General features: G+C 62.0%; 12 protein-coding genes. 5 read left to right on the top strand and 7 right to left on the bottom strand.

Translation table 11 applies throughout. The annotated features are described in order from the left end of the window. Positions 1 to 196: 196 nt before the first annotated feature. From JBO08_RS19295 to cbiE, 4 genes are read right to left on the bottom strand one after another with little or no spacing between them, the layout of a single operon-like run. Positions 197 to 520: a DNA-binding protein gene (locus tag JBO08_RS19295; protein ID WP_049710234.1), complete on the bottom strand. Its 324-nt coding sequence runs from the start codon at positions 518 to 520 to the stop codon at positions 197 to 199. Positions 521 to 525: 5 nt separating this feature from the next. Next, positions 526 to 858: a type II toxin-antitoxin system RelE/ParE family toxin gene (locus JBO08_RS19290; RefSeq protein WP_058423566.1), complete on the bottom strand. Its 333-nt coding sequence runs from the start codon at positions 856 to 858 to the stop codon at positions 526 to 528. Positions 859 to 914: 56 nt separating this feature from the next. After that, a complete protein-coding gene (locus JBO08_RS19285) occupies positions 915 to 1,640 on the bottom strand; it encodes a cobalt-precorrin-6A reductase (protein ID WP_065874301.1) in 726 nt (241 codons plus the stop codon). Further along, a complete protein-coding gene (cbiE, locus tag JBO08_RS19280; protein WP_220074856.1) occupies positions 1,637 to 2,842 on the bottom strand; it encodes a precorrin-6y C5,15-methyltransferase (decarboxylating) subunit CbiE in 1,206 nt (401 codons plus the stop codon). The genes JBO08_RS19285 and cbiE overlap by 4 nt, the downstream gene beginning before the upstream one ends. Positions 2,843 to 2,880: 38 nt before the next feature. Between cbiE and cobG the strand changes: the two genes are divergently transcribed. From cobG to JBO08_RS19255, 5 genes are all read left to right on the top strand, one after another. Continuing rightward, positions 2,881 to 4,227: a precorrin-3B synthase gene (gene cobG, locus JBO08_RS19275; protein ID WP_065874299.1), complete on the top strand. Its 1,347-nt coding sequence runs from the start codon at positions 2,881 to 2,883 to the stop codon at positions 4,225 to 4,227. Beyond that, positions 4,220 to 4,846: a precorrin-8X methylmutase gene (locus JBO08_RS19270; protein ID WP_065874298.1), complete on the top strand. Its 627-nt coding sequence runs from the start codon at positions 4,220 to 4,222 to the stop codon at positions 4,844 to 4,846. Before cobG ends, JBO08_RS19270 begins: the two co-directional genes overlap by 8 nt. Then, positions 4,846 to 5,577: a precorrin-2 C(20)-methyltransferase gene (locus JBO08_RS19265; protein ID WP_065879930.1), complete on the top strand. Its 732-nt coding sequence runs from the start codon at positions 4,846 to 4,848 to the stop codon at positions 5,575 to 5,577. Before JBO08_RS19270 ends, JBO08_RS19265 begins: the two co-directional genes overlap by 1 nt. Then, positions 5,577 to 7,214 (top strand): precorrin-3B C(17)-methyltransferase, encoded by a 1,638-nt coding sequence (cobJ, locus tag JBO08_RS19260; RefSeq protein WP_220074855.1) that lies wholly within the window; start codon positions 5,577 to 5,579, stop codon positions 7,212 to 7,214. Before JBO08_RS19265 ends, cobJ begins: the two co-directional genes overlap by 1 nt. Before the next feature lie 236 nt (positions 7,215 to 7,450). Beyond that, positions 7,451 to 8,230, top strand: a complete 780-nt coding sequence (locus tag JBO08_RS19255; protein ID WP_220074854.1) for a hypothetical protein — start codon at positions 7,451 to 7,453, stop codon at positions 8,228 to 8,230. Here JBO08_RS19255 and JBO08_RS19250 read toward each other — a convergent pair. From JBO08_RS19250 to purD, 3 genes are all read right to left on the bottom strand, one after another. Then, positions 8,227 to 8,823: a MarC family protein gene (locus tag JBO08_RS19250; RefSeq protein ID WP_003171467.1), complete on the bottom strand. Its 597-nt coding sequence runs from the start codon at positions 8,821 to 8,823 to the stop codon at positions 8,227 to 8,229. The genes JBO08_RS19255 and JBO08_RS19250 overlap by 4 nt on opposite strands. A 165-nt stretch (positions 8,824 to 8,988) precedes the next feature. Next, entirely contained in the window at positions 8,989 to 11,760 is a 2,772-nt protein-coding gene (locus JBO08_RS19245; RefSeq protein WP_065874293.1) for a hybrid sensor histidine kinase/response regulator, read from the bottom strand. Positions 11,761 to 11,874: 114 nt separating this feature from the next. Next, positions 11,875 to 13,167: a phosphoribosylamine--glycine ligase gene (gene purD / locus JBO08_RS19240; RefSeq protein WP_065879932.1), complete on the bottom strand. Its 1,293-nt coding sequence runs from the start codon at positions 13,165 to 13,167 to the stop codon at positions 11,875 to 11,877. Between the last annotated feature and the right edge of the window lie 19 nt (positions 13,168 to 13,186).

Here is a 13,186-nt window from a genome sequence, read left to right as displayed (position 1 = left end):
TAATGGCTTAAGAGCAATTTGTAGTGAGCGGGCTTGTCCCGCGCTGGGCTGCGAAGCGGCCCTAAAACCTGGCATCGCGTGTTACCTGAAAAGCGCGGTGGCCTTATTGGGGCCGCTTCGCAGCCCAGCGCGGGACAAGCCCGCTCACTACATTGTGTCGACAGCGTCGACACAATGGGTGACGTAGGGCCGCAAATTATGCAGTGGGAACTCCGTGGACCTGCATATCAACACCCAGGGCTTTTCTAATCACCGCAAAAATTGCCGCGAGGTTATCCATGCTTGGATTGCCACTGGCCGACAGCATTCGGTGCAGGCTTTTACTCGGTTTGGCCGTTTCTTTCGCAAGGCCTTCAAAGCCTACTGTGGCGTTGACCAGATCACGCAGAATGACACGTGAAACTTCCGGCTCACCATTTAGAAACAACGTAGCAGCCTCATCAAGGAGAGCCTGGGCAAATTCAGGGTCGCGCTGAGCACGTTCGGCGATGGTGTGTTTGTAGCTGCGGGTGAGCGCCATGTCGGTTACCTCTGTTGTTTCAATTTCTTGTCACGCTGATGTTCATTGATCAGCGACTTCACGACTTTGATATCGCGCTTTTGACTGGACTTGTCGCCACCACCGAAAAGGATGATTAGTCGGTGGGCTTCTTGTATCAGATAGATTCGCAGGCCTGGTCCCCAGTCGATGCGGTATTCGCCCAACCCATCGAACCACTTGATGTTGCTGGTGTTGCCCATTTCAAGTCGAACCAAAGCGGTGGAAACTCTGGTGGCTGCCGGCACACTCAAGGATGAAAACCACTCATCGAACGGGCTGGACTGGTTATCGCGTCGGTATTCTTCAATCTCAATCATTAGCCGTCCTGAAGGTAACAAATAGGTTACTAATCAAGCAAGCGAGCGATCCTGACTTACCGAATGAAATTTGCCAACGCGATGAGTGTTTCATCAGGCGACAAGAGTTCCCGATCTACTTGAGCCAACACGGGCCGCTTCAACACCAACACCGGTACTCCGCGCTCCCGCGCCACCTCCAACTTCGGCTCGGTTGCGCTGCTGCCGCTGTTCTTGCTGATCAAGACATCGATCTGCCGTCTTTCAAATAGCGCCCGTTCGTCTTCAATCAGAAACGGTCCGCGTGCGCCGATCACTTCACACCGCTCATTCCCCGGATACACATCCAGCGCACGCAACGTCCAGAACTGCTCCGGCGGGATTTCGTCGAGATGCTGCAACGGCTCACGCCCCAGCGTGAACAATGGGCGTTTGAAGGGTTTGAGCGCTTCGATCAACGAGGTCCAATCACCCACCTCGCGCCAATCATCCCCCGCCTGCGGCTGCCATGCCGGTCGGCGTAACGCCCAGCACGGCACATGGCTTAACTGCGCAGCCTCGGCGGCATTGCGGCTGATCTGCGCCGCATACGGATGAGTCGCATCGAGAATCAAGCTAATCGCCTCATCCCGAACAAACTGCGCCAAACCCTCAGCGCCACCGTAACCGCCGACCCGCACTTGGCAGGTCAGATCAGTAGGCACGCGGCCAACGCCGGCCAAGCTGTAGATATGCTCCGGCCCCAAGGTCCGTGCGATAGCCAGCGCTTCAGTCACGCCGCCCAGCAGCAGGATGCGCTTCATAGCGGCTTGACCACTTCCAGCAAGGTGATCGGCAACGCCTGGCGCCAGGTATCGAATTCCCCCAGCGGCTGAGCCTGAGCCACATGGATGCGCGTCAGTTCGCCGCCGTGCTGCGCGCGCCAAGCCGTCAGGGTCATTTCACTTTGCAGGGTCACTGCGTTGGCGACCAATCGCCCCCCAGGCCGCAGGTGTTGCCAGCAGGTGTCGAGCACGCCTTCGCGAGTAACGCCGCCGCCGATGAAGATCGCGTCCGGTGCTTCCAGGCCGAGAAGCGCATCGGGCGCCTTGCCGCGAACCAGTTGCAAGCTAGGCACGCCAAGGGCGTCGCGGTTGTGTTCGATCAGGCCTTGGCGGCCCGCATCGCCTTCAATCGCCACTGCACGGCAGCTCGGATGAGCGCGCATCCATTCAATCCCAATGGAGCCGCTGCCCGCGCCCACATCCCACAGCAGTTCGCCGGGCATCGGGGCGAGGCGGGCGAGGGTCATGGCGCGCACGTCGCGTTTGGTCAGTTGGCCGTCATGTTTGAACGCCGAATCCGGCAGGCCGGCGAGGCGCGACAGGCGTGCAGTATTCGCGTCGGCCAGGCAGTCGATGGCGACCAGATTCAAATCAGCGACCAAGCTGTGTTCCCACGCCTGCACCAGCCCGTCGAGACGCCGCTCATCCGTGCCGCCCAAGTGTTCAAACACGCTCAACCGGCTCGGCCCGAACCCGGACTCAGCCAGCAACGAGGCAATCAACGCAGGGCTGCGACCGTCATTACTCAACACCAACAACCGCACACCACTGGCCAGATGCGCATTCAGCGCCGCCAACGGCCGCGCCACCACGGATAACGTCACCACCTCCTGCAACGGCCAGCCCAGCCGCGCCGCCGCCAGGGACACCGACGAAGGCGCCGGCAATATCAGCAACTCATCCACCGCCACCTGTCGCGCCAAACTCGCTCCCACGCCATAAAACATCGGGTCGCCGCTTGCCAGCACACACACAGGTTCCCCGCGCCGCGCCAGCAACGGTTCCAGCGAAAACGGACTCGGCCACAACTCGCGCTCGCCACGAATACACACGGGCAACAGGTCCAACTGACGCTGACCCCCTATAATCCGCGAGGCGCGCAACAGGGCATGCCGGGCATTCCTGCCCAGCCCCTTGAAGCCGTCTTCACCGATGCCTACAACCGTCAGCCAGGGCGACATATGAATTCCTTGAACGACATCCGACGGGCAGGCTTTTCATGCCGCCGGACAAAGCAGGCATAATACCGCGCCTTTACCCGCGAACCGGTAGCCCCGTGAACCAGACGCCCGCTGTGAATACCTTGCGCCCCTCGGCTTGTCCGGGGTTGCTGCGTATTGTCCAGGCGCTGGACGGTGGCATTTGCCGGATCAAATTGGCCGGTGGTTCGATCACCGCAGTGCAGGCCCATGCGGTGGCGGACGCGGCCCAGGCCTATGCCGGTGGAGTGATTGAGGCGACCAACCGCGCCAACCTGCAGATTCGCGGGATCGGTGCCGAAGAGCACGCCTTGATCGCCATGCTGCTGGCCGCAGGCCTAGGCCCCAGCAACGCCGCTGGCGACGATGTGCGCAACCTGATGCTCAGCCCCAGCGCCGGTATCGACCCGCAGATGCTGTTCGACACCCGCCCGCTGGCCGATCAGATCCTCGCCACCCTGCAAAACCACCCACGTTTCCATGAGCTGTCGGCAAAGTTCGCTGTGCAGTTGGATGGCGGTGAAGCGCTGGCGATGCTCGAACATCATCATGATCTGTGGCTTTCGGCGTTTGTACGCGATGGTGAGACGCTCCTCGCATTCGGCCTGGCCGGTTGCCCTGGGCTGGATGCACCGTTGGCGGCTGTGCCATTGGAGCAGGGCCATGCGCTGGTGGTGGCGGTGCTGGAGGCGTTTCTTGACCTCGCCACTCCGGAACAAACCCGCATGCGTCATCTGCCTGTGGATAACCTACTGAGCCGCTTGCACCTGAAGCTACTGCCGGTCGACGGCTTCAATCGCCCGCCCAGTGGTGCTTTGCTGCACCTTGGGACTTATCCACAGACGCAAAAAAATCAGTTCTATGTCGCTGCCATCGCACCCTTGGGTCGCCTGGATTCGGCGATGCTTGCGGGCGTCGCACAACTCGCCAGCGAGTACGGCGACGGCACCTTGCGTTTCACCCCTTGGCAGGGCGTGCTGCTGCCCAACGTCGAAAAGCCTCACGCCGTGACCGAGCGCCTAGCGCAGCTGGGCTTCCTCTGCTCAGTTGACCAACCCCTGGCGCGCATGACTGCCTGCACCGGTTCCAGGGGCTGCGGCAAAGCGCTGGCCGACACCAAGGCTGATGCGGTGCAACTCGCCGCGCTGAAACCCGATCACGACGTGCACCTGTCCGGCTGCCCACGTTCCTGCGCCGCCGCACACGTTGCGCCGGTGACATTGCTGGCCGTGAGCCCCGGCCACTACGACCTCTATTTCCGCGAAGCAGCCCATCCCGGTTTCGGCCGGTTGCACGCGCGCAACCTTTCTATTGAAGCGACGGGCGCCTTGCTGCGCGCTCGCCCACGGAGCAACACCGATGATTGATTACATCCGCGATGGTCAGGAGATCTATCGCAACTCCTTCGCCATTATTCGCGCGGAAGCCAAGTTGGACCGCATCCCGGCCGACCTGGAAAAACTCGCGGTGCGCGTGATTCATGCCTGCGGCATGGTCGATGCCATCGACGGCCTGCAGTTCTCCGAAGGCGCAGGCAAGGCCGGGCGCGATGCGTTGGCCGCTGGCGCGCCGATTCTGTGTGATGCGCGGATGGTGTCCGAAGGCGTGACCCGCACACGCCTGCCGGCTAACAATCAAGTGATCTGCACCCTGCGTGACGACAGCGTGCCGGAGCTGGCACGGGCGTTGGGCAACACCCGTTCCGCTGCCGCCCTGGAACTCTGGCGCCCGCACCTGGAAGGCAGCGTGGTGGTGATCGGCAACGCGCCGACCGCGTTGTTCTACCTGCTGGAGATGCTTGATGCTGGCGCACCAAAACCGGCGTTGATCCTCGGCTTCCCGGTCGGCTTTGTGGGCGCCGCCGAATCCAAGGCGATGCTGGCCGCCGACAGCCGCGGCGTGCCATTCGTGATCATGCAAGGCCGCCTGGGCGGCAGCGCGATGGCCGCCGCAGCGGTGAATGCCCTGGCCACGGAGGTCGAATAATGCAGGCACGCGGACGCTTGATCGGCTTGGGCGTTGGCCCCGGTGATCCCGAACTGATCACCCTCAAGGCGCTGCGCCTGCTGCGCGAATCGCCTGTTGTGGCGTACTTCGTGGCCAAGGGCAAGAAGGGCAACGCCTTCGGCATCATCGAAGATCACCTGGTGCCGCAGCAGACCCTGATGCCGCTGGTGTACCCGGTGACCACCGAAGCGCTGCCGGCGCCGATGTCCTACGAGCAAGTAATCAGCGATTTCTACGACGCCGCCAGTGTCGACGTCGCCGCGCATTTGGACGCTGGCCGCGATGTGGCGGTGATCTGCGAAGGCGACCCGTTCTTCTACGGCTCCTACATGTACCTGCACGACCGCCTCGCCGAACGCTACGAAGCGCAAGTCATCCCAGGCGTGTGCTCGATGCTAGGTGGCGCCTCGGTGCTGGGTGCGCCGTTGGTGTATCGCAACCAGAGCCTGTCGGTGTTGTCAGGCGTGTTGCCACATGAGGACCTCAAGCGGCGCCTGGCGGATGCCGACGCGGCGGTGATCATGAAGCTGGGCCGTAACTTCCCCAAAGTGCGCCAGGTGCTCGAAGAACTCGGCCTGGCCGGGCGTGCGCTCTATGTGGAACGCGCGACCATGGCCAACCAGAAAATCGTGCCGCTGGATCAGGTGGAACCGATGTCGTCGCCGTATTTCTCGCTGATCATCGTGCCTGGCGAACGGTGGCAAGGTTGATGCGCCCGGCGATTGTCATCCTGGGGCAGGGCAGCCTGGCGACTGCGCGCCAGATCCAGCAGGTTTACCCAGGCGCGGTGATCCACGGCTTGGCCGGACGTGTTGAAGGGGCTGACCAGGCCTACAGCGAGTTCGGCGCGACCCTGCGCCAGCTCTATCAACACGGCACGCCGCTGATTGCCCTGTGCGCCGCCGGCATCGTCATACGCACCCTGGCGCCGTTGCTGCTGGAGAAAGGCGAAGAACCCGCCGTGCTGGCCGTGGCCGAAGACGGCAGCGCCGTGGTGCCGTTGCTCGGAGGCCTTGGCGGGGTGAATGTCATGGCGCGCGAAATCGCCGCTGCCTTGAACGTTGCCGCTGCAATCACCACCAGTGGCGAGTTGCGTTTTGGCACCTGCCTGCTCAATCCGCCCGCGGGGTATGAACTGGCGGATCTGGAGCTGGGTAAGCGCTTTGTCTCGGACCTGCTGGCCGGCGAAAGCGTGCGCATCGAAGGCGCGGCGCCGTGGCTGGAGAAGGCCAATCTGCCGCAGGATCAACAGGCACGCCTGGCGATTCATGTGGGCAGCGCCGAGCGCACGCCTGCGGCCAATGAGTTGCTGATCTATCCGAAGAATGTCTGTGTGAGCTGTAAGCCAGGCACGCAGTTGGCTGAGCGTGTGCGCACGGCATTGCATGAGGCGGGTATCGCTGTGCAATCCCTGGCCTGCTTGTTGGCCAGTGATACGCAAATGGCCGAAGCATCGTTGCATGAAGCGGCTCTGGAACTGGGCGTACCGCTGCGGTTTGCCAGCGTTACCCAGGACGCCGATATCCTCATCAACGTTGCCGAGCAACCGCTGGACCTGGCGCAAATCGGTCGCCCCCGTGGCCGACTGGCCGTGATCGGCCTGGGCCCCGGCGCTGCCGAATTGATGGTGCCCGCGGTGAAAGCCGAACTGGCGCGTTGCACCGACGTGCTCGGCTACGAAACCTACGTGCGCATGGCCGGGCCGTTTCGCGACGATCAGGTGCAGCACTGCACTGACAACCGCGAAGAAATGCAGCGCGCCCGTCACGCCTTCGAGCTGGCCGCGCAGGGCCGGTCGGTGGTGGTGGTGTCGTCCGGCGACCCAGGCGTGTTTGCCATGGCTGCCGCCGTGATCGAGGCCTTGCACGAGTCCAGCGACCCGGCCTGGCATCAGGTCGACCTGCAAATCCTGCCCGGCGTCTCGGCCTCCCTGGCCACTGCGGCCCAGGCCGGTGCACCGTTGGGCCATGACTTCTGCGTGATGTCGCTGTCGGACAACCTCAAGCCCTGGTCGATCATCGAGAAGCGCCTGGACCTGGCGTCCCAGGCCGATCTCGCCCTGGCGTTCTACAACCCGATTTCCCGTTCGCGCCCGTGGCAACTGGGGCGTGCCCTGGAAATCGTCGCGCTGCATCGCACGCCGCACACACCGGTGGTGCTGGGCCGCGATATTGGCCGTCCGGGGCAGACCTTGCGTGTCACCACGTTGGGGCAACTGACGCCGGACCAGGTGGACATGCGCACCATGGTGCTGATCGGCTCGTCCACCACCTGCACATTCCCCCGTGCCAGTGGCGGTGAATGGGTATACACACCGCGCTGGTATGGCGAGAAACCTGCCTGCTGAAAACGGCCTGCAGGTTGCCGGAAAGCTCCGAATGATCCAGGGATATTCCTGGCGTTGTTCGGGGCTTTTTCTTTTTTTTGCGACGAAGTCTGGAGGCTCACCCGTTACGCCACGCGATTGCTGGGCGCGGTAGTTTTACGTGACGCGCCAAGGGATGTTTGTCGTCTGGTAAGCCCGTCGGTGGGTGGACTAGGGTGGACATAAGCCCCGAGTTGGGGTGCTTGTGGAGAGTCAAAATGGAGCGACATCACAGAAGGATCAACAGTAAACAAAGGCGCAAATTGATTGCCGCCTACAAACTGCCGGGAGCGCCAGGAGCGCTGAAGGCGTTGCCGATGGACACTGAGGACGATTTCAATGCGGCGGTGGTCAACAACAGCGTGATTTCGTTTGCCGATGGCCTGTCGGGCTTGAACCGGGAATACATTCGAAAGAGCTATCTGCTGGCCAGCAGCTACGTCAGCGATGTGTTGAAAATCCAGCGCGGTACCGAGGTCTGGTACGAGGAATTTATCAAGGTGATGGTCGGTTTGGGCTGGCTGCCGGTACGCAGCCGTTTCGAGCGGGTCTCACGTTCGGGCAAGGGGCTGACCGTGCAGTTGGCGGTGTTGAATATCATCGCCGCCATGCTGGCGTCGACGTCATTGTCGGCAGCGTTGCTCACGGCTTTGCCTAAATTGGCCGCCGATGCATTGGAGGCATTGAAGCAGGCGCCTGCGAATTTCGAGCTGTTCAAACGCAACAGCGCGGTACACCAGGGCGGTGATTTCGGCCTGGCGTCCTGTGCCGAAACAGAGGGTGAATTGATGATGGTGCTGGTGACCTACAGCACCCACAGCGTGAGCAAACAGGTAGGGCTGCCATTCCTGGAATGGGACAGCTCCTCGTTCGAGGCTTTCAGCGGGCAGACGTGCCTGGTGCTGAATACCTCGGTGGTCAACGAAAAGACTATCCAATTGATGCGCGAGAGCGCGGGTGACAAGGTGCAACAGGCGATCGCCAAGTACCGGATCTAGGGCACCAGGTAGCCGCGCACCCCGGTAAAGATGATTTGCGCGGCCAAGGCGCACACAAACAATCCCATTAATCGACTGACAATCTGCAAGCCCTGATCACCGAGGATGCGTTCGATACGGTTGGACAGGTACAGCACCACGCCGACCGTGAGGCTGGCCAGGGCGATGCTGAGGATGGCGGTGAGCTTGTCATCCCAGTGCGGCTGGCTCACGCCCATCACCAACAGTGCACCAATGGTGCCGGGGCCGACGGTGAGGGGAATGGTCAGCGGTACGATGGTCACGTCCTGCTGCACGTTGTCGGTCTGCACAGCCGATTTGCCTTGGGCCATGCCCAGGGCCGAGATAAACAGCACACTGCCGGCGCCGATGCGGAAGGCGTCGACGGTGATGCCGAACACGCTGAAAATCACTCGGCCGAACAGGTAGAGCAACACGCTCGAGACCAGGGTCGCCAGCGCCACTTTCCAGGCCAGGCGCCGCCGCTCTTTGCTGGAGTAGCCGCGAGTGAGGCTGATAAAGCAGGACAGCACGAAGAACGGGCTGTAAAGCACCAGCATTTTCAGGTAGACGCTGAATAACACGTGGAGCATGTGAGTGGCTCGCGGCAGAGAAAGAGTTGGGGAAGTCTATCAGGCGACAGAGACCAAATGTGGGAGCGGGCTTGCTCGCGAATGCGGTGTGTCAGTCAATGCATCTTTAACTGATCCACCGCATTCGCGAGCAAGCCCGCTCCCACATGGGGACTGTCTTTCAAGTCAAGAAGGCGCGTGCTCCGGGCGCTGCTGACGCTGCGCCACCCAGAACTCCACCAGCTCGCGCAACTGCGACAACTCCACCGGCTTGGCCATATGCCCGTCCATACCGGCCTGGCGTGCGCGCTCTTTATGTTCCGAAAGGATATGCGCCGTCAGCGCCACCACCGGTGTGCGAATACGCTGGTGGCTGACTTCCCACGCACGCAGTTGCTGAGTCGCCGAGAAGCCATCGAGGATCGGCATTTCACAGTCCATCAACACCAGGTCATAACGCTGGGCTTTCATCGCCTCCAGCGCTTCTTCGCCGTTGCTGGCGGTGTCCGGGTTGAGGTTGAGCTTACCGAGCATGCCACGGATCACTTTAGTGGAAATGCTGTTGTCTTCGGCCACCAGGATGCGGAAATCGCTGGGTACGGTGACGGCGGCTGGCGTGCTGAGCACCGCGCGCGGTTGCACGTTGCCCTTGCTGCGCTGGGTCAGTTCATCCGCCAAGGTAGTCTTGAGTGTGTAACCGGCGACGGGCTTGGCGAGGATGCGTTTGATCCCGCAGTTGCGCGCGATGATCTTGCTCGGCGCATTGCTGATGCCAGTGAGCATGATCAGCAGGATGTCGTGGTTCAGGCTTGGGTCTTCCTTGATCTTCGCCGCCAGTTGCATGCCGGTCATGCCGGGCATGTTCTGGTCCAGCAGCACCACGTCGAAGTAGTCACGCAGGTGCGCCTTGGTGCGCAGTAACGCCAGGGCTTCCTTGCCCGATGGCACGGCGCTGACGTTAAGGCCCCAGGCCGAGCATTGCTGCACCAGCACTTTGCGGCAGGTGTCGTTGTCGTCCACCACCAGCACCCGCGCGCCCTTGAGCGGGCCGTCGAGGTCGGAGGTCGGGTGTTCCAGGCGTTCCGGGTCCAGCGGCAAGGTCAGCCACAGGGTGCTGCCCTGATGGCTGCCGCTCTTGATGCCGAACTCGCCGTTCATCAGCAGGATCAACTGGCGGGCGATAACCAGGCCCAAGTGGCCGTTCAAGCGGGTAGCCGAGAAGAAATTCTTGCTGTGCAGTTCGCTGTGCAGCAGGGCGTCGCGCTCGGCCGCTTCCATCGGCAGGCCGCTGTCCTGGACGGCAATGCGCAGGCGTGGCTTGGTGCTGCGGTCGTCCAGGGCAACCACGATCAGCACTTCGCCTTCGTCGGTTTTTTGCAGGGCATTTTCCAGCAGGCTCAACATGGCCTGACGCAGGCGCGTCGGGTCGCCGCTGATCACGCGGGGCACCTGGGGCTGGATAAAACTGATCAGTTCGACGTTCTGCTGTTCGGCCTTGGCGCGGAAGATGCTCAGGCAATCTTCGATCAGCGCATTGAGGTCGAACTGCACGTCGTCCAGTTCTATCTGGCCGGACTCCAGCTTGGAGATGTCGAGGATTTCGTTGATCAGGGTAAGCAGTTCATTACCTGCGCTGTGGATGGTTTGCACGTAGTCGCGCTGTTTCACCGACAGCGGCGTGCCGAGCAGCAGCTCGGTCATGCCGAGCACGCCGTTCATGGGGGTACGGATTTCGTGGCTGATCTTGGCCAGGAACTCGGCCTTGGCGGCGATCTCGGCATTGCTCGCTGCCAGGTCGCGACTGAGGCTGAAACGTGCCTCGACAATCGCGCGCTGGCGTTCGCCCAACGCCAGGCTCATCAACAAGCCGCTGAGGCAGATGAACGCCAGCAGCGTGACGATCAGGCCCTGGGGCGAAATCATCGTCAGGCCAAGCAGCGCCGGCAGGATGATCAGCGTACCGATGTTGAATACCACCATTGCCGCCACGAACAAGCGTGCCGGGCGGTAGCCTTTCTGCCAGTGACAGGCCGAGATAAACAGCATGCTCAAGCCAGCCAGGGCCACCAGCGCGTACGTGATGATGTTCAGCGGCAGGGTGTTGACGAACAACAGCAGCAGGCCGCACAGCACGATGACCAGGATGTCGGCCATCAACAGCTTGTTCAGTGGATGTGGGCCCAGAGGCATGAAGAAACGGTAGGCAAACATCAGCCCGCAGGGCGCGGTCAGCAGCAACGCCAGGTAGGCGCCCGGTGTCTGGATCGCATGCCAGTTCGGCAGCCATGGGCCCACCAGGTTCAGCAATAGCGCCAGGCTGAGCATCAACAGCGCTTCGCAGGCCGCCAGCCACAGGCTGCTGCGTGAGCGGTGGTAGGCGAAGCGCGTGAGGTTGTGCAGGATCAGCATCAGCAGGCAGCCGAACAATAGGCCGTAGATCAGCGTCTGGGTCTGGTCGGCGGCGGCGAGCACAGCCGGTTCCAGGGTGATATACGGGCGCAGTTCGTGCTCCGAGACCAGGCGCAGGTAAACCTCTAACGGTTTCTGGCTCTGGGGCATCGGCAGCATGAAGTCGCTGCTGGGCAACGGCCGCTCAGTCTGGGGCTGGCGCGTGCCGGTGCTCTGTTGTTCCACCAGGGTATCGCCGTCCAGTACATAGAGGCTCAGGTGGGACAAATCCGGGGCAAATACCCGCAACACTTGCTCGTGTTTGCCGGGTTGCAACTTAAACCGTATCCACAGCGCGCCGTTCGGTTCCGCGGCGCTGATGCGGTCCAGTTCGATGGGGCTGAATTGATTGGTGTAGCGTGAAGAGCGGATGTCGCTCAGCTGCAGGTCGGCCTGTTCATCAAGCAATACTGCCCAGCCACTGCCTTGCGCGGCAGCCTGGGCCGGGAACAGGCAGAGCAGCGTCAGCAGGCTGACAGTAAAACCTATGGCGATCCTGAGCCAGCGCACGGCGAAATCCCTTCGTAGGTTGATGCACGGGGTAACTATGCGCGGGGAGGCCCGTATACGGCAAGGGCCAGAGGCCCTTGCCTAGCCGAACGGATAGCTACTGACGTCGGCGGCTTAGCTGTTTTCGCCACGTTCGCGGGCGATGGCGCGGTAGCCGATGTCTTTGCGGTAGAAGCAGCCTTTCCAATCGATTTTCGCGGCCAGCTTGTACGCTTGCTGCTGCGCGGCGTCGACACTGGCGCCCATGGCGGTGGCGCACAACACACGGCCACCGGCGGTCACGACCTGGCCATCCTTCAGCGCGGTGCCCGCATGGAACACCTTGCCTTCCAGCGTCGCGGCGGCGTCGAGGCCTTCGATGACGTCGCCCTTGTCGTAGTCGGCAGGGTAACCACCGGCCGCCAGCACAATGCCAACGCTCGGACGTGGGTCCCACTGCGCTTCAACCTTGTCCAAGGCCTGTGCCAGGGCGGCTTCCACCAGTAGCACCAGGCTCGATTGCAGGCGCAGCATCACTGGTTGGGTTTCCGGGTCGCCAAAGCGGCAGTTGAACTCGATGACTTTCGGGTTACCGGCTTTGTCGATCATCAAACCGGCGTACAGGAAACCGGTGTACACATTGCCCTCATCGGCCATGCCGCGCACGGTCGGCCAGATCACCAGGTCCATCACGCGCTTGTGCACGTCGGCGGTGACGACCGGGGCAGGGGAGTAGGCACCCATGCCGCCGGTGTTCGGGCCGCTGTCGCCGTCGCCGACGCGTTTATGGTCCTGGCTGGTGGCCATCGGCAATACGTTCTTGCCGTCGACCATCACGATAAAGCTGGCTTCTTCGCCGTCGAGGAACTCCTCGATCACCACGCGGGAACCTGCGTCACCGAAAGCGTTGCCGGCGAGCATATCGCGCACGGCGTCTTCGGCTTCTTGCAGGGTCATGGCGACGATCACGCCTTTGCCGGCGGCCAGGCCGTCGGCCTTGATCACGATGGGCGCACCTTTTTCACGCAGGTAAGCCAGGGCCGGCTCGATCTCGGTGAAGTTCTGGTAGTCGGCGGTCGGGATCTTGTGGCGCGCCAGGAAATCCTTGGTGAACGCCTTGGAACCTTCCAGCTGGGCAGCGCCGGCGGTTGGGCCGAAGCAGTCCAGGTTGCGGCTGCGGAACAGGTCCACCACGCCGGCAACCAATGGGACTTCCGGACCGACGATGGTCAGGGACACATTCTTTTCAGCAAAGTCGGCCAGTTGTTCAAGGGCGAGCACGTCGATAGCAACGTTCTCGCACTTGGCTTCAATGGCGGTGCCGGCGTTGCCGGGTGCAACGAAAACTTTCTGGACGCGCGGGTCTTGGGCAACTTTCCAGGCCAGGGCGTGTTCACGGCCACCGCTGCCAATGATCAAAACATTCATTTCAAAAACCTCTGGGAAA

The sequence above is a fragment of the Pseudomonas sp. LAP_36 genome (genome assembly GCF_019456785.1).
Classification (GTDB): domain Bacteria; phylum Pseudomonadota; class Gammaproteobacteria; order Pseudomonadales; family Pseudomonadaceae; genus Aquipseudomonas; species Aquipseudomonas tritici.
This window is presented reverse-complemented; position numbering and strand designations above follow the sequence as displayed.